At 49.8% G+C, this 16,058-nt stretch carries 15 protein-coding genes; 8 read left to right on the top strand and 7 right to left on the bottom strand.

Going from position 1 to position 16,058, the window contains the following annotated elements; translation table 11 throughout:
- Positions 1 to 45 precede the first annotated feature (45 nt).
- Positions 46 to 252, top strand: coding sequence for a hypothetical protein (locus tag P4D80_RS09375; RefSeq protein ID WP_421658864.1), 207 nt, complete (start codon positions 46 to 48; stop codon positions 250 to 252).
- 13 nt (positions 253 to 265) lie between these two features.
- On the opposite strand, the gene pheS is transcribed toward P4D80_RS09375, so the two are convergent.
- Positions 266 to 1,267, bottom strand: a complete 1,002-nt coding sequence (gene pheS / locus P4D80_RS09370; RefSeq protein ID WP_421658862.1) for a phenylalanine--tRNA ligase subunit alpha — start codon at positions 1,265 to 1,267, stop codon at positions 266 to 268.
- Positions 1,268 to 1,547: 280 nt separating this feature from the next.
- Between pheS and surE the strand changes: the two genes are divergently transcribed.
- From surE to P4D80_RS09355, 3 genes are all read left to right on the top strand, one after another.
- On the top strand, positions 1,548 to 2,354 hold the full coding sequence (gene surE / locus P4D80_RS09365) for a 5'/3'-nucleotidase SurE (protein ID WP_421658860.1): 807 nt from the start codon (positions 1,548 to 1,550) through the stop codon (positions 2,352 to 2,354).
- A gap of 575 nt (positions 2,355 to 2,929) precedes the next feature.
- Positions 2,930 to 3,847: an MBL fold metallo-hydrolase gene (locus P4D80_RS09360; RefSeq protein ID WP_421658858.1), complete on the top strand. Its 918-nt coding sequence runs from the start codon at positions 2,930 to 2,932 to the stop codon at positions 3,845 to 3,847.
- Positions 3,848 to 3,983: 136 nt separating this feature from the next.
- Complete coding sequence (locus P4D80_RS09355) at positions 3,984 to 4,955, top strand: bifunctional riboflavin kinase/FAD synthetase (protein ID WP_421658856.1); 972 nt, start codon at positions 3,984 to 3,986, stop codon at positions 4,953 to 4,955.
- On the opposite strand, the gene P4D80_RS09350 is transcribed toward P4D80_RS09355, so the two are convergent.
- The 5 genes from P4D80_RS09350 to P4D80_RS09330 form a co-directional block, all read right to left on the bottom strand.
- Positions 4,929 to 5,876 (bottom strand): glycosyltransferase family 2 protein, encoded by a 948-nt coding sequence (locus P4D80_RS09350; RefSeq protein WP_421658854.1) that lies wholly within the window; start codon positions 5,874 to 5,876, stop codon positions 4,929 to 4,931. The genes P4D80_RS09355 and P4D80_RS09350 overlap by 27 nt on opposite strands.
- A 16-nt stretch (positions 5,877 to 5,892) precedes the next feature.
- On the bottom strand, positions 5,893 to 6,846 hold the full coding sequence (locus tag P4D80_RS09345) for a glycosyltransferase family 2 protein (protein ID WP_421659512.1): 954 nt from the start codon (positions 6,844 to 6,846) through the stop codon (positions 5,893 to 5,895).
- Positions 6,847 to 6,901: 55 nt separating this feature from the next.
- Positions 6,902 to 7,783 carry a dTDP-4-dehydrorhamnose reductase gene (gene rfbD / locus P4D80_RS09340; RefSeq protein WP_421658852.1) on the bottom strand — a complete coding sequence of 294 codons (882 nt, stop codon included), beginning with the start codon at positions 7,781 to 7,783 and terminating at the stop codon, positions 6,902 to 6,904.
- Between the two features lie 441 nt (positions 7,784 to 8,224).
- Complete coding sequence (locus tag P4D80_RS09335) at positions 8,225 to 9,595, bottom strand: hypothetical protein (protein WP_421658850.1); 1,371 nt, start codon at positions 9,593 to 9,595, stop codon at positions 8,225 to 8,227.
- Between the two features lie 63 nt (positions 9,596 to 9,658).
- Positions 9,659 to 10,507 carry a hypothetical protein gene (locus P4D80_RS09330; RefSeq protein ID WP_421658848.1) on the bottom strand — a complete coding sequence of 283 codons (849 nt, stop codon included), beginning with the start codon at positions 10,505 to 10,507 and terminating at the stop codon, positions 9,659 to 9,661.
- A gap of 106 nt (positions 10,508 to 10,613) precedes the next feature.
- Between P4D80_RS09330 and P4D80_RS09325 the strand changes: the two genes are divergently transcribed.
- The 4 genes from P4D80_RS09325 (at position 10,614) to P4D80_RS09310 (ending at position 14,989) form a co-directional block, all read left to right on the top strand.
- Positions 10,614 to 11,906: a hypothetical protein gene (locus P4D80_RS09325; RefSeq protein WP_421658846.1), complete on the top strand. Its 1,293-nt coding sequence runs from the start codon at positions 10,614 to 10,616 to the stop codon at positions 11,904 to 11,906.
- Between the two features lie 409 nt (positions 11,907 to 12,315).
- Entirely contained in the window at positions 12,316 to 12,516 is a 201-nt protein-coding gene (locus P4D80_RS09320) for a hypothetical protein (protein WP_421658844.1), read from the top strand.
- The gene (locus tag P4D80_RS09315) at positions 12,464 to 13,267 is read left to right on the top strand and encodes an ABC transporter ATP-binding protein (RefSeq protein WP_421658842.1); all 804 of its coding nucleotides are present in this window, start codon (positions 12,464 to 12,466) and stop codon (positions 13,265 to 13,267) included. The genes P4D80_RS09320 and P4D80_RS09315 overlap by 53 nt, the downstream gene beginning before the upstream one ends.
- Positions 13,268 to 13,411: 144 nt before the next feature.
- Positions 13,412 to 14,989 (top strand): hypothetical protein, encoded by a 1,578-nt coding sequence (locus P4D80_RS09310; RefSeq protein ID WP_421658840.1) that lies wholly within the window; start codon positions 13,412 to 13,414, stop codon positions 14,987 to 14,989.
- A gap of 121 nt (positions 14,990 to 15,110) precedes the next feature.
- Here the strand turns inward: P4D80_RS09310 and P4D80_RS09305 are convergent, their stop codons facing one another.
- Positions 15,111 to 16,013 carry a succinate--CoA ligase subunit alpha gene (locus P4D80_RS09305; protein ID WP_421658838.1) on the bottom strand — a complete coding sequence of 301 codons (903 nt, stop codon included), beginning with the start codon at positions 16,011 to 16,013 and terminating at the stop codon, positions 15,111 to 15,113.
- Between the last annotated feature and the right edge of the window lie 45 nt (positions 16,014 to 16,058).

Raw genomic sequence — 16,058 nt, 5'->3', positions numbered from 1 at the left:
AAAAACATTCCTAAGAATTCATTAAAAGCACTCCTGAACCCGGTTATGACGCAAAAAGAGTTGACCCAGTGTCTAAACTTAGCTAGAGCGCTCGACTTAATCGTGTCTAGCCGCACCATTAATGGCATTCTCTATGTTTACGGTACCAGCGGGTACCCGAAGCGATTAGATACGTTCGTTGCTGAATACCCTCTGGAACGTCTACAGGCAATGGCGAACAGAATGCAAATGGGAACTGAATCCGCCAATTGAATTGCAAACTTACTCAAAATTGCCGCAAGAAGCGCAAATCGCTGGTGTAAAAGCGGCGAATATCGTCAATTTGGTGGAGAACGGCTGCAAGGCGCTCGACCCCCATTCCTCCTGCAAAGCCTGTATAAACCTCTGGATCATAACCCACAGCTTTCAGGACATTGGGATCCACCATGCCGCAGCCCATAATCTCTAACCAACGTCCCTTCCATTGAAGATCAACTTCGGCAGACGGTTCGGTAAAGGGAAAGAAGCTGGGACGCATCCGAATGGGCACATCCCCAAACATTTGCTCCAGGAATACCTTAATCGTTCCCTTGAGGTCTGTGAAGGTTAGTCCTTCATCGATCGCCAAAAACTCAATCTGGTGGAATACCGCTGTATGGCTGGCGTCTACCGTATCCCGCCGATAGCAGCGGCCTGGCATGACGATTCTGACTGGTGGCTCGTTGGTTTCCATGTAGCGAATCTGCACTGAGGACGTGTGCGTCCGCAGGATATTGCCATCAGGTAAATAGAGCGTATCCTGCATATCCCGTGCGGGGTGATCAGGCAGGAAGTTTAAAGCTTCAAAGTTGTAATAATCCGTTTCCATCTCCGGGCCTTCGGCAATGGTGTAGCCCAGACCCACAAAAATATCGATGACCCGATCGGTCATGGCATTGAGGGGGTGAGTGTTTCCCTGGGGCCGGTAAACGCCGGGCATGGTAACATCCAGGGTTTCTGCCTCAAGTTTTGCCTGAATTTGGGCAGCCTGTAACATCAGGCGACGACGTTCTAGATAGCTTTGAATCGCCTCCTTAATTTCGTTTGCCAGTGCACCAATGCGGGGGCGATCGCTGGCATCCAGCTTTCCCATTCCTCCCAAAACCTGTGGAATTGGACCTTTCTTGCCCAAATATTTCACCCGCAACTGCTCTAATTGCTCTAGGGTTTCGGTGGCAGCTAGAGCCTGCTGGGCATCCAGGCGAATGGCTTCGAGTTGAGCTTCGAGTTCTTGAGACTGAACGGTCATAGGAGAGTGGAAGGAAAAGTGAATCGAAAATAAATCGAAAATATTAAACCTGCATTAGTACAGGCAAAACACAACTATCCTACCAGTTTAAGAGGTTGGAGCTGGTCTTGTAGATAATTTCAGCGCCAGGTTAGGCAAAATCGTAGAGGGTGAGGGAGTGGAGGAGTGATGGAGTGAGGAATTTGAAGTTTTCATCTAGACCTTCACTCTATTACCCATCTACCCTTCCACTCATCTACCCATAACGCTCTAATGGTAGCTGGAGATAGAGAAGGAGCCGATGAAACTACTGATTAGCAACGATGATGGCGTTTCTGCCCTGGGGATTCGATCGCTAGCGAATCGGTTAGCAGAGGCAGGACATGAAGTGAGTGTGGTGTGCCCCGATCAGGAGCGATCAGCAACGGGGCATGGATTGACCCTGCATCAACCCATTCGAGCGGAGATCGTGGAATCCTTATTTCATCCCGCAGTGAAGGCATGGGCTTGTTCGGGTACTCCGGCAGATTGTGTAAAGCTTGCACTCTGGGCGCTGTTAGATAGCCCTCCCGATCTGGTGTTGTCGGGCATCAACCACGGTTCTAACCTGGGAACGGATGTGCTCTACTCTGGGACTGTATCTGCGGCCATGGAAGGGTTGATTGAGGGAATTCCCAGCATTGCATTCAGCCTGTGCAGTTTCACCTCTCGTGAATTTGAGCCCGCCGCTGCCTTTGCAGAATCGCTGGTTGCCAAATTGGCCAAAGCTCCCCTGCCAGAACTGTTATTACTGAATGTGAATGTGCCCGCCGTAGAACTGGAGGCGATCGCCGGAGTAGCCATTACCCGGCAGGGCATTCGTCGCTACGTAGACGTATTTGAGAAACGGGTTGACCCGCGTGGCAAAACTTACTACTGGCTGGCGGGTGAACTGCTAGAAGATGTAGATGAGACTTCCGACTTCGCAGAACAAGCTCCTACTGATGTCCAAGCCATTCGCAGTAACTACATCACCATCACACCTTTGCAATACAACTTAACCTCCATCACAGGATTGGCAGCCCTCCAGCAGTACCCATTCTCAATTGAAGAGTTTGGAGCGGGATAGGGGGGGTAGTGAAGTGAGGGGTGAGGCAGGAACTCAAAATTCATCTACTCATTACCCATCTACTCATCTACCCATTCACTCATCCACCCACTCACCCATCTACTCCCACTTACCCCCACTTCAACCTTTTGGTAGAAAATCTTGCCTCCATTCTGTTCTTCTCATGGGTGGGAGGGGTACTTTAATGCAAAGGTATAACTGTCGCCAGGTTGCTTAGGACATTGGCTTTAAGGGGGGTGTGGGGGCTGCGGTCCCAACCAGGGGTGGAACCCCTGCACCCTGTCTTAAGCCTAGTGGCTATAGCTAAATCAATACAATTTTTCAGATATTTGAAAAGGCGGTACAGTTTGAAATAGTCAGAGAAACACTACCATTGCTCAGGATCACTAAGCTGAAGCGATCGCGATCACTGACTAGCGCAAAGATTTTTATAAAGCTGCCATGAGGGGCATTCCAGCGTACTGTTTTTATTTGACACTCGACCAGGTTTTATTTGACACTTGACCAGGCCGGAGGTGCTGGATCTGAAACCATGTCAAACCTGGAAACTCAATAGAATCCTGCAAGAATCATCCATGTCCAACACGGAAAACCAGTTCACAATCACCTTCTGGGGTGTTCGGGGAAGCATTGCCTGTCCAGGGCCGCAGACGGTGAAGTACGGCGGGAACACTCCCTGTGTTGAAATGCGGGTGGGGAGCGATCGCCTGATTTTCGATGGGGGGACAGGAATCCGGGTTCTGGGGCAGTCACTTCTATCGCAAATGCCGGTTGAGGGGCATATCTTCTTCACCCATTCCCACTGGGACCATATTCAGGGCTTTCCATTTTTTACACCTGCTTTTATCAAAGGAAATCGATTCCATATCTACGGTGCAATCGCTCCCAACGGTGCAACTGTTGAACAGCGCCTCAATGACCAGATGCTTCACCCCAATTTCCCAGTTCCGCTGCAAATTATGGGAGCTGATTTGAAGTTTTACGATGTGGAAATTGGAAAACCCATTCAAATTGGTGAAGAAATTTCTGTAGAGAGCGCTTTGTTAAATCATCCGGGGCAGGCAGTGGGGTACCGGGTCAACTGGCGAGGTTACTCGGCTGCCTATGTTACCGATACCGAACACTTTCCTGACCATTTGGATGAAAATGTTCTGTACCTTGCCCGCGATGCGGACGTTTTCATCTACGACGCAACGTATACAGACGAAGAATATTACTCAGAAAAAACCAGTAAGGTTGGCTGGGGCCATTCCACCTGGCAGGAAGCAGTTAAAGTAGCCAAAGCGGCTGGGGTAAAACGGCTGTTCATTTTCCACCACGACCCACTGCACAGTGACGAATTTTTGGATCGGGTGGGGGAACAGGTTGCAACGGCATTTCCCAATGGCTTTATGGCGAAGGAAGGACTTTCGATTCAAATTGCTTCTGCTTTCCTTGTCCCAGAACCGGCACCTTTGGAAGCAACTTCTTCAGAGGTTGGGGTTTCCGTTTAAGTGGAACCTGACAAGGTCATGATGAGCGTCTCTAGCCGCCATTATTCCATTATTAAATACTCAGAAGTCATCACGATTTGAGTACACTTTTGGGTCAATGATTGGTAGCGGATCGATTTGTGTCAAAATGTAAAGCGTGTGGATTACCTCATCGCTAACAGCTGTTCTTACCCCTACTGCCGTTGCCCTTGGTAACTTTGATGGTGTACATCTGGGGCATCGGCAGGTGATTCAACCTGTTTTGCCGCCTCAGCTAAAGAGTACGAACGAAAAGCTCTGTTCAACCGTTGTTACGTTTCATCCCCATCCCCAGGAGTTTTTTAGCGGTCAACCTCGCTGTTTGCTCACTCCAGTGGATGAAAAGGCGGCACAGCTCAGTGCCCTTGGAGTTCAGCAACTGGTGCTGCTGCCTTTTGACCGAGAACTGGCAAGCCTGAGCCCAGAGCAGTTTGTAGAACAGGTGTTGCTGCAACGACTGCAAGCGCGGCGAATTAGCGTTGGCTCTGATTTTCACTTTGGCCGGGGGCGGACTGGCACTGCGGTAGATTTGCAGGAGATCGCCTCCCTTCATGACGTTGAAGTCACGATCGCCCCGCTTAAAAGCCTGGCCGGAGAGCGGATCAGCAGTTCAGCCATACGGCAGGCTCTGCAAGCGGGGGATTTGCCGCTTTCTAATCAGCTATTGGGACGCCCCTACTCTCTGGTTGGTAAGGTGTTTCAGGGGCAACAGTTGGGTCGTAAGTTGGGGTTTCCTACGGCAAATTTAAAGCTCCCGCCACAGAAATTTTTGCCCAGACTGGGAGTTTATGCAGTTCGAGTTCATATCTGTCAGGAAGGAGATATCCTGAGTTTGATTGCTCCTACCCTGCCAGGCGTGATGAACATTGGTTACCGCCCTACAGTGGATGGTACAAGGCAGGTGGTGGAGGTGTATTTGCTGGACTGGTCAGGGGATCTCTATGGGCAAACTCTAGTGGTGAGTTTGGAAAAGTTTCTAAGACCTGAACAAAAGTTTGCTTCTCTGGAAGAGCTGAAAGCCCAAATTCAGGTTGATTGTGAAGCGGCCAAAGCAGTTTTAGGATCAGCGGAAGGTATTAACAATGGGTGAGCGCTTTCCGTGCTGGGGTGGTTTCAATGGGTATTGCTTGAAGTCGAGCAGGAGGCGTATCAGTGTGCGATAGATTGGATTTGTAGACCGGAGAGTGGCGATCGCGAACTTGAATAGCAAATAAAGCCTTAAAACTACCTGCTCCCATAAAGGGCGATGTTTCTGATAGTAATAAAGTTGGCTGCGACGATATTCAATTGCCATTTGACCAGCAATTTTATCGGTTGAATGACCTCGAATATGGATCAGCGAAACTGCGGGAGTATACAGGATTTTCCAACCCAAATATTGGGCACGCTGGCACAAATCTGACTCTTCAAAGTACATAAAAAAGCTCTCATCAAATCCACCCAGAGTTTCAAACAGAGTTTTTCTGATCAAAAAAGCAGCTCCGACAACGACATCCACTTCATGGGTTTGATCAAAACGTCGAGCAATAGCGGCTTGATGATAGGAGCTCTCGTAGTCTTTAAGCTGTTGTAGAGTTTTGAACTCCCCCGTAATACTGATTGACCAGGCTGTAGAAAGCTGTAAACTTCCATCCGGGTTTAGAAGTTTTGGGCCGATAATTCCGACATCTGGATGCTCTTTCATCAGCGTGACCAGAGTTGGCAAAATATCACTAGTTAGCTGAGTATCGGTATTGAGAAAGAATAGGAATTCTCCATTGGCGGTTTTGGCTCCGATGTTATTCCCTGCTCCAAAACCCCGATTTTCCATTAGGCGGATGAGATAAACCTGGGGAAAGGTTTGCTCAACCAGATCTGGGCTTCCATCCTGAGAGGCATTATCAACCACAATCGCTTCGTAGGGGATGGCTTGAAAAAATTGTTGCAGTGATCGCAGGCAATTTTCAATCACATCCATTCCGTTGTAATTGACCAAAATGATAGAAACCAGTGGTGTGCGATCGCAATTCATTCTAGAAGTTTATCCTCTACCAGCGCTTTCCTAATTTGCCAGCAAATCCATGATAAGTGCCAACAATACAGGCACGAACCTTTTCTATTTCTGAACCAGAATCAAACACCAGAATCTTAAGGATTGTCATAATCAAATACTTAATTCGTCGCAGAATACAGGTGAGTTTGTGTCTTCCCTGAGAGTGGATAAGCTCAAGATAGGTTTGATTACGGCAAATATAGTAGTAGCGTAAGGGTGGGTAAAGCTGAAATGCCTTTTTTCGCCCCAACAGTTCAATCTGAAAGGGTATCCCAAAGCGGTGATACATTTGGGCCGCGGGAACCACGATATTATGAAACCCCGCTTTTCGCAGTCGCAACCCATAATCCAGGTCAATTCCATCTATAAAAAGTTGGCGATCGGGGGGAGGAATTTGTTGGGCAGCCTGCATTTGCACCAGAGAACCAGAAGTAATGGGTGCATCGCATTCGTAGGGGGCGGTGGGGTTGGGTGGCAAAAAGCCCCAGAAGCGATCGCCCAGGAACAGGCTGGGCTTGACGATTTCTCCCGTCCTGGTATCAATTGCAGTGGGGGCAACGATTCCAATTGGGTAATCTTCTCCTGCTAAATGGCTGTAGGCTTCCAACAGAAGGGCCAAACAGTCAGAAGCGGGGGTACTGTCCTGGTCAAAGGTCCACAGAAAATCAAATCCCTGTGCTGCGGCCCAATTGAAAGCCATTTCCAGCCCACCCGCAATTCCCAGGTTTTCGGGATGGTGCCAGACTAAGAGAGAGGGTTCTGACTGGTGGGACGGCGAGAGGGGGAGCGCTTGAGGCGAATTATCAACAACCAGAATTTGCTGAACCGGGTAGGACTGAGCCTGGATGGCACTAATACAGGCATGCAACGCTTCCCCATCTTCGTAAGCTGTGATGTAGGCAGCAACCAGGAAAGAATCAGAAAACTGGTTGGGAGCAGAAAAGTTCACCAATGGAATGGTTCAACAACAACCTCTCTGTAATTGTTTCACAATCGCCCACTTATCAGGTTTCCGCTTTTAAGATTGCCAGCATCTGCCGCAGACTTCTCCGCCAGTGAGGAGGATGGCTGCCTAACAGAGCAGATGTTTTCTTAAGGGAGAGAACAGAAAAGGCAGGACGGCGGGCGGGGAGGGGATACTCGGGTGTGGTGATGGGAACGACGCGCTGGATTTTGAGCGGAAACCCCAGCAGGTTCGCTTCTTCAAAAATGGCGATCGCAAAATCGTACCAGCTACAGGCACCGCTATTGGTGTAGTGATAGGTACCCGCTGTTTCAGACGAAAGTTTGGACACCATTTGGGCGATCGCTCCGGCCAGATCTCTTGACCAGGTGGGCGCACCGATCTGGTCAACCACCACCCGCACTTCTTCCCGTTCTGCCCCTAATCGCAGCATCGTTTTCACGAAATTCCCCCGACCTCCCACTCCGTAGACCCAGGCTGTCCGAACAATCATGTGCAGATCACAACCAGCCCGAACAGCCTCCTCGCCCATCCGTTTTGACTCTCCATAAACACCAAGGGGATGGGTCTGATCCGTTTCCAGATAGGGACTGCTCTGGCAGCCATCAAATACATAATCTGTGGAAATGTGGATCAGTCCTGCTCCCACTTCCTGTGCCCCCTTTGCCAGGATACCGGGAGTAATACCATTGACCTGTTTTGCCAGTTCGGGCTCACTTTCTGCCTTATCAACGGCTGTATAAGCCGCAGAGTTGACAATGACCTCTGGTTGCACAGATTTGATGGTCTGCCACACTGCTTCAGGCTGGGAAAAGTCTAACTGGTTGCGTCCCAAACTGATGACTTCTCCCAGTGGTGTGAGAGACCGCTGTAAATCATGACCTACCTGTCCTGTAATGCCAGTTAGCAGAATTCGTTTCATAGAAAGTTTAGGATGGTGGAACTAATAAGGTCGGAAGTATACTTATTAGCTGTCGCCAGGTTGCTTAGGGATCAGCGTACAAATAAAATCCCAAGTTGAACGGGGTGGGTGGGTGGATGAAAGTGGGATGTTATTTCTCGGCGAGTCCTTTAGGACATTGACTTTAAGGGGGGGTGGGGGCCGCGCTCCCAGCCAGGGGTGGAACCCCTGCACCCCGTTCTAAGACTGGTCGCTATAGCTATAATTCTTGTTCCTTCAGGATTTTGAGCCTGCTGAAAGTAGAGCAAGCCCAGGGAGGGAATGGCGAAAAAGGGAATACCCTGACAAATTCTCCCTCAATGGAGGTGGATCAGCTCTAGCGACGGATGAGAATTCATTGAAAATAAAAGGTTCAAAATGAAAAATTCAAACCGGAGAAAGGTCAGTCAGCCGGATGGTCAATTAAGAGGGGTGGGCTAAAGATGGGTGAGGCAGCGACTCCTGGAAAAGGCGGTAGAGCAGAAAGATCGTGGCAATAGTTGAAACAACCGCCACTCCAAATAGCCAGGTATTGGGAGCCACCATCACAATTGTGTCTGAGCTAACCGCCGTAAGAACGACCCAGTCAAGGATAAACCTCACAATCTGAAAAGACAGCAATGCATAACACAACAAACGAGGTAAGGGCGTTACGAGGGCAGCAAGCGCGGTAAATAGCAGAATCATGGTGGCATAGGAGCCCAGGTGAATGGTGGTTGCTGCCGGACCAAACATGATTCCAATCCAGAAAAGAATACTGACCAGAATCACACCGAGGATGACCCCAATGCGGCGGGTAAAGTCTTTGAATGTAGCCGGACGCTTGATTAGAAGCCACAAATAAACCAGCCAGCCCAGGTTGAGAATTCCCAGCCCCCGGAAAACGTAGAAGTATTCCCGCGATCGCCGCCCGTAGTTCGTATTGGACTGATCCGGTGGGTTTCCGACCAGTTCGGTCACATTTGTCCACTTATTATGAAGGATCTGGGCTAACCCTGCACTGCGGTAAGCATCGATGATGGCCTCGGAAGCAGAGCGCTTATCAGTTGTATCTATCACTCCAGCCAGGTGCCATTTCACAAGACGATTTGCCGGTGGCTCATAGAGCTTCTGATAAGCCGACCAGGGAGCCAGTAAAACTAACAACACGGCAAACCCAACCACAATTTGTCGAATGGCCGGAAAGGTTCTGGGTCTGACCAGCAGAAGCGCGATCGCAGGCACCGTAAAAACAACCCCACCATGAGCCAGCATTCCCAAAGCCATTGCCCCTGCCGCCAACCCAACCTCAATGGTGGTCGGAGGACGATCCGCGTACACTGCAGTCAATAATACTGCGCAGGCAAACACAACCAAGGCTGCCGCCAATAACTTGGGCCAAACAAACAGGCTATGGAAAAAGAAGAAGCCAGAAAAGATGCAGAACGCCAGGATGATTGCTATCGGTCGTACTGCCAGTTTGATAGTACGGCAGAGTGCCCAAACGGCTGCAATCCAGGAACATTGAGCGATCGTGCCAATAATCTGGTAATGCAGCCCCCCCCTGAGGCCAGTGAGTTGTGCCAGAGGCCGCTGAAGCAAGAAAATCCCAGCTTGCAGGGGGGGGCGATCGCTACTCTGCCAGTCGCCCAGCAGAGGGCGAGGGTCGTCACCGCTATACAGACGATCTGCCAGTATCTTAGGGAGAACATTATCTGGCGGAAACGTACCATCAAAAAAACGGAGTTGGGCAAGCTGATCTGGCTGATCCCCTGTATTAATGCCATAGAGCACCGACAAGTATCCCAAACCCACGGCTAGCATCAGGAACAATGGAAACTGAATGTCTTTTGAGCCTAGAAGACTTGTAAGTGCCTTTTAGCGGTAGAGAAAGATGGCATATCCGATTGCGGACACAATTAGACTGGTGCTGAAGAAGATGCCAAATATGGGGTTGAGAAAATAAGCCCAGAAGGAAAGGTAGCCAGCAAGCGCACTAATTCCAATGGCCAAAATTAGCGTATAGGCTGAATTCAGTTTTTGGGATTGAACAATCAGCCAGGCAAGCGGCAAGCCCAACACTAGGAAGAGTGCAAGATGCCCTGCGTAGAGGGGAATCAAAACCAGAGATGAAAGCTGTCTTCCCAACAAGCTCAATGGACTGGTTGCCAGGGGGGAACTGACGCCGATCCAGCCAGCAGGATCTACCATGCCATCGATCGCCACCACCCGAATCGGATGCCCCCACCACGCCGCAGGCAGTAGCCAGCTAATTTCCTCCCAGCGATCACCCGGTGTTCCCACCTTTAGCTTCATCGTTTCCTGCGTATCTACTCGCTCTACGTATAAACGATTACCCGGAACGCCAGGGTATTCAGGTGATAGATATCCCGATGCAGTCGGATATCCTGCCACAAATAGACTCAAAATAGCAGGTGCTTTGAATGGCGGAGATGTCAATTTTCCTGTATGTTTGCCATCTCCCTCTACTAAGGAGCCCCATAAAACAAGATCTTTGCCGCGAGACTGAGCAATTTTTACAGAGCGGCGCTCTAACACGGGAGTGGCACCGATTTCAAATCGTCCAGTAATGGAATAGCCTGTGGTCCCAGGGACCAGCACCGTATCTTTAGCCGCCATTCCACTCAGCCCGGTAAAGATAAGAACAACGGTGACAATCGTGGCAAGAGCGAGTGAAATGATTTGAAAGCGATTGAGGGATCTCATCCTCCTCGTCAGCCTGTGCTCAAAACCAGTTTGGTCGGGGTCATGGACTCCCATAATGGTGTAAGATAATCCAGACAATTTTAGCCCCCTAATTCTACCAGCAAAGATGAAACTCTTCTCATTAGAACGTCAGAGCAATGTGAAAACCTCTTTTATAGTCAATTGGTGCCTTCCAATTGCAATCAGTAGGCGGCTTCATATTGCGGTTTTCATCCTTGCTTTCATCACACTGTTATCCAGAGATCCCAGCCGAATTTTCAATGCCCAGTTTTGGGCAGAAGATGGGTCAACTTTCTATGAAAAAGCCCATAATTTCGGAGTTTTCCGTTCTCTATTCATGCCCTATGCTGGTTATCTCTGCATCACTCAACGGCTTGTTATGTCGTTTGTCCAGCAATTTCCCTTGATGTGGGCACCGTTCATTTCGAATATGATGGCTCTCATTATTCAAGTTTTGCCCGTTACCATCATTCTCTCTTCAAGATTTGTATCAGTAATCCCCAATTTTTCAGTCCGGTTACTCCTGGTACTCATCTATCTGTTACTGCCTAACTCCTATGAAATATACGCCAACATTGCCAGTGCCCAATGGTATCTGGCTCTGTTGGCTTGCCTGGTTATTCTGGCGAAACCCAGCCCTTATCTGGAGTGGCGAATTTTTGATTTTGTGGTGGTGCTACTTTTAGCATTAAGCGGGCCGTTTGCCATTCTGTTACTTCCTCTTGCTTTTCTGTACTGGTGGTTACGTCCTAACCGATGGACCCTGATTTTGAATTGGGGGCTGGCGATCGGGTTGATCGTGCAGGGTGTTGCATTAATGGTTATGAAGAGCGATCCTCGTAACACTTCCCCCCTGGAGGCGTCTCCTGATCGGCTGGTAAAAATCCTATCTGGGCAGATATTTTTCAGCGCTCTGACTGGGCAGACGGGATACGGAAAACTGATTGCCCTACCTGAGGTATACCACGTAGTTACGGGTTTAATGGCCATGATCGGGGGCGCCATCATCCTCTATGCCTTACTCAAAGGCCCTTTAGAATTGAGAATTTTCATTCTGTATGGGGCACTTATCTTTGCGGCTGCTTTAGCCTCTGCAACGGTTTCCTGGAAAATATTGATCCTCCCAGGGGCTGCTCCCCGCTATTGGTTTGTCCCCATGCTAGTGTTTCTCACATGCCTGGTCTGGCTGACTCAGCAACGTTTTTGCTGGATACGGGTTGTAGCCATAGCTCTGCTTGCTGTTTTGGGCACAGGAATTATTGCTGATTGGCGTTATCCAGAGTTAGTAGATCTGGATTTTGCAAAGTACGTTACACAATACGAGCAATCCAGCCCTGGAACAACTACAGTCATTCCTATTAACCCTCCAGGCTGGAATATGCACCTGGTTAAGCGCTGAAGTGGGGCGTTGCTGAAGTGTGGATGAAGAGGTGATCGGGAGTGAGGGGTTAGGGGGAGTGGGAGAGTGGATAAGGGGTAAACCTAACAAGGTAATGATGAGCGGCGCTAGCCGCCATCATTAACAATTCAAAAATCATTACGATTTGAGCACTATCGATGAGTGATAGGGGGATGGGTGATAAATAGCTGGGCACAATTAAATTAAGGATAATTTTGGGGTGGAGGGGGTGAAACCCTTTGCCTTGGGGGCGCAGCCCCCACTCCCCCCTTCACAATTAATTGTGGCTACCGACTTAGGGTAAAGAATTATTTTGAACGATGGTTTCAATTTCAGAAATAGGGATGCCAAAACTGGTTAGTAGAGGCTAGGCTAGCAGGTAACTTTTCTGCCTGCAATCTACGCGTCTATGCCTCAACCTGCCATTCTTACCCATGGATTAACCAAGCAGTTTGACCGTCAGCTTGCCGTGAATGACGTAGACCTCCAGGTTGAAGCAGGAGAGATCTATGGGGTAATTGGCCCGAATGGAGCTGGAAAAAACCACCCTTATACGCATGTTGGCTACCGCAGAAGAACCAACGGTTGGCGAGATTTATGTGAACGGTGAGCGACTGTTGCGCGACCAGGACAATCCCAGCCTGAAACGGCAACTTGGCTACCTGCCCGATGATTTTCCCCTCTACGATGACCTCACGGTTTGGGATTATTTAGACTACTTTGCGCGGCTATACCGTTTAAAGGAACCCCGTCGTAGCCAGCGTTTGCGAGAAGTGCTGGAGTTGGTGCAGCTAGAACACAAGCGTAACGATTTGATCGCCAACCTTTCGCGCGGCATGAAGCAACGTCTCAGCCTCGCTCGCACAATTATCCACGAACCCGTTGTGTTGCTGCTGGATGAGCCTGTTTCAGGGCTGGATCCGATCGCCCGTATCCAATTCCGCGACATTATCAAAGTGTTGCGAGAGGCTGGAATGACTGTGCTGATTTCATCCCACGTACTGAGTGACCTGGAGGAACTGTGTACTTCCGTTGGCATTATGGAAATGGGCTTTCTGGTAGAAAGTGCTTCTCTGAAAAGTCTGTACCGCCGTCTCAGCCGACAGCAAATTGTAGTATCGACTCTGGGTAATTTGGATGCCCTTCAAGCTGAATTAAAAGATTGTCCCCAGGTAGAAGGGATAGAAATCTTGCCTGAAAACCATCACAGTATGCGGGTGCATTTTTCAGGCGATACAGAAGACAGTGCGAATTTACTGCGATCGCTGATCGCAGCAGGCATTCCCCTCACCGAGTTCCACCGCACCCAGGAAAACCTGGAAACCATCTTCCTGAAATTAGGTCATCAACAAACTTCATGACGACGGATTCAGTTTTGAGTTCAAGGCGAAAGGAAGAAGCCAGAAGCCAGGAGTTAGAACTCAAGACCACCCCTTCCCCCCTCCCCTTTCCCCTCTCCCCTCTCTAACCACTAACAACTCCCCCTTGACTTTGGAGACTTCCTTATGTCACTTGACTGGTTCTACAAACTTGGTGATTGGAATCCTCAGTTTTTTCGGGAATTCAAAGGGCGATTGAAGCCTCGTAACCTGTCAGTTACTGTAGTAACCTCCCTGGCGATTCAATCTCTGGTGATGGCCTACTTCTGGCTGGGATTACCGGGGAACGATACTGAGAGGAGCGACTATTGTACAGGTGAGTCATATTACTCCAGTTGGAAGTGTTTACATAACGTCGCAGGCAACGTCATTATTAACTGGAAGTTGTGGTGGTTTCATATCTTCCAATTACTCAGCTGGTCTTTGCCTTTCATTGTGCTGATTGCGGGCGTGTATATGCTCATTAGTGACCTGGGCAAGGAGGAACGGCGGGGTACCCTCAATTTCATTCGATTAAGCCCCCAGTCAAGCCAGAGCATTTTGTTGGGTAAAATGCTGGGAGTGCCAGTTGTTCCTTTTCTGGCAGTCCTGCTGGCACTTCCCCTGCACTGGGTATCGGCAGTTGGGGCAGGGATTTCGATCAATGTGGTGCTCAACATTTACCTGTTTACACTAGCGGTTGCCAGTTGCTACTTTACAGGGGCATTATTGTTTGCGTTGCTCGGCGGTTTTCAGGGCTGGATCGGAGCCGCTGCGGTTTGGTTCACGTTTAACATCTTCTTCCAATACGCTCTGAGATCGCGCCTTGGGGAGTACTATGCCCTGATACCGCACCAGTTCTTTGGCGTTCTGGTTGACACATCGCTTACCCTGTCGATGGCGTTTTGGCTGATCACATTTGGAGTGGCAACTTTCTGGCTGTGGCAGGCTGCGAATCGACGCTTCCGCAATCCAGCGGCAACCCTCTTGAGCAAGCGGCAGAGCTATCTGCTAACGGCATGCTTTGAGTTCTGGCTGCTGGGGTTCGTGGTCCGCGATCGCTCAGAATTTGAAATCCCGATTCATGACCTGGCTGCTGTGGCATTTGTCAATCTGTTCTGGTTTGTGATTCTCATGGCAGCGCTCATGCCGCAGCGACAGATGTTGCTGGATTGGGCTCGTTACCGCCGTGAGCGGGTGAGCAGCCGCAAGCAGTTCTGGAGCCGTTCAGTGATGAAGGAACTGGTCTGGGGTGAGAAAAGTCCGGCTCTGCTGGCGATCGCTCTCAATTTGCTGGTGGCGATCGCCGTGTTCACTCCCTGGATTCTGAGCTGGGATGCAACTGAGCAGAAGTTTCAGGCATTTGCCACTCTGTTACTGGGTGGAATGTTTGTCATGATCTGTGCTGCGATCGCCCAACTCATGATGTTCATGAAAACTTCCAAACGCACTCTCTGGGCGGCTGGAACCATTGGAGCAATCATCTTTGCTCCTCCCATTCTTCTGGGCGTGCTATCTTTCCATCCTGACCATATGCCCATTGCCTGGTTGTTTTCAGCCTTTGCCTTTGCGGCGATCGAGCATGTGACTGCTATGGAAATTTTTGTCAGTTTTCTGGTCCACCTGAGCGTCTTCAGTCTGTTCGCTAACCGGCTGGCCCTCCAATTGCGCAAAGCAGGCGAATCCGAAACGAAAGCACTCCTGGCTGGAAGTCAAAAGGTATAGCTATAGCCACCAGGCTTAGGACAGGTGCAGGGGTTCCACCCCTCTGACTGGGGGCGAAGCCTCCACACCCCCTTAAAACCAATGTCCTAAGCAACCTGGCGACAGCTATATAGCTTATTTCTCACCGTTTCATCGGTAGTTTGAGCGCTTTTTTGACCAGGTCTGGAATTTGAGATGGACGACGAGCGACAGGGATTTTTGCCCGCTCGAAGGCGTTGATTTTGCTGTCTGCAGTGCCAATCTCTGTACCCAATTCTGCAATTTGGGAATCAATGATTGCCCCAGCGTGTCCCATACGCCTGCCTTTGGGGGCTGTTCGCCCAGCTACGTAGGCAATCACCGGCTTATCGATTGCCTCTGCAATGTAATGAGCTGCCGCTTCTTCACTATCACCGCCAATTTCTCCAACCAGAACAATCACCTCTGTATTATCGTCTTCATCCAGGATCTGAAGCCATTGGGGAAAGGACGACCCCACGATCGCATCTCCCCCAATGCTGACCCCGATGGATTGCCCAAACCCTGCCTGGGTCAGTTCCAGCGCAATCTCATAGGTGAGAGTACCGCTGCGGCTAATTAGCCCGACTGGACCGGGAGTATAAAACTCGACTGGATGAATACCCAACAATATTTGCCCTGGCACAATGATTCCTGGACTGTTGGGGCCAACTACCAGCGTTTCGGTGGCTTCCGCCTGCCTCAGCAGCGCCACCATATCCAGCGGTGGAATTCCATCTGTGATCAAAACAATTTGGTGAATCCCAGCGGCGATCGCTTCCAGGGCCGCATCCAGAGCTGCATAGGGGGGGACAAAAATAACGCTAGTGTCGATCGCACCCACCGTTGCAACTGCCGTTTCTACTAGGTCAAAGACGGGGATTCTATGTAGGGTTTGCCCACCATGACCTGGGCTCACTCCAGCCACCAGGTTGGTTCCATAAGCCTTCATCAAAGGTGCATAGATAGCACCCAGAGGCTCGACAATCCCCTGTAGGAGTACTCGACTATCCGATCTAAAGTTCATGATGCACTCCTTGCCCCTGCGCCTTAATGCCTGTGATAAATCTGA

The organism is Leptothermofonsia sp. ETS-13 (genome assembly GCF_049200465.1).
Classification (GTDB): Bacteria; Cyanobacteriota; Cyanobacteriia; order Leptolyngbyales; family Leptolyngbyaceae; genus Leptothermofonsia.
This window is presented reverse-complemented; position numbering and strand designations above follow the sequence as displayed.

Coding starts and splice junctions, on each gene's coding strand:
- P4D80_RS09375 (WP_421658864.1), top strand. CDS start 46: ATGACGCAAAAAGAGTTGACCCAGTGTCTAAACTTAGCTAGAGCGCTC.
- pheS (WP_421658862.1), bottom strand. CDS start 1,267: ATGACCGTTCAGTCTCAAGAACTCGAAGCTCAACTCGAAGCCATTCGC.
- surE (WP_421658860.1), top strand. CDS start 1,548: ATGAAACTACTGATTAGCAACGATGATGGCGTTTCTGCCCTGGGGATT.
- P4D80_RS09360 (WP_421658858.1), top strand. CDS start 2,930: ATGTCCAACACGGAAAACCAGTTCACAATCACCTTCTGGGGTGTTCGG.
- P4D80_RS09350 (WP_421658854.1), bottom strand. CDS start 5,876: ATGAATTGCGATCGCACACCACTGGTTTCTATCATTTTGGTCAATTAC.
- rfbD (WP_421658852.1), bottom strand. CDS start 7,783: ATGAAACGAATTCTGCTAACTGGCATTACAGGACAGGTAGGTCATGAT.
- P4D80_RS09330 (WP_421658848.1), bottom strand. CDS start 10,507: ATGAGATCCCTCAATCGCTTTCAAATCATTTCACTCGCTCTTGCCACG.
- P4D80_RS09325 (WP_421658846.1), top strand. CDS start 10,614: ATGAAACTCTTCTCATTAGAACGTCAGAGCAATGTGAAAACCTCTTTT.
- P4D80_RS09320 (WP_421658844.1), top strand. CDS start 12,316: ATGCCTCAACCTGCCATTCTTACCCATGGATTAACCAAGCAGTTTGAC.
- P4D80_RS09315 (WP_421658842.1), top strand. CDS start 12,464: ATGTTGGCTACCGCAGAAGAACCAACGGTTGGCGAGATTTATGTGAAC.
- P4D80_RS09310 (WP_421658840.1), top strand. CDS start 13,412: ATGTCACTTGACTGGTTCTACAAACTTGGTGATTGGAATCCTCAGTTT.
- P4D80_RS09305 (WP_421658838.1), bottom strand. CDS start 16,013: ATGAACTTTAGATCGGATAGTCGAGTACTCCTACAGGGGATTGTCGAG.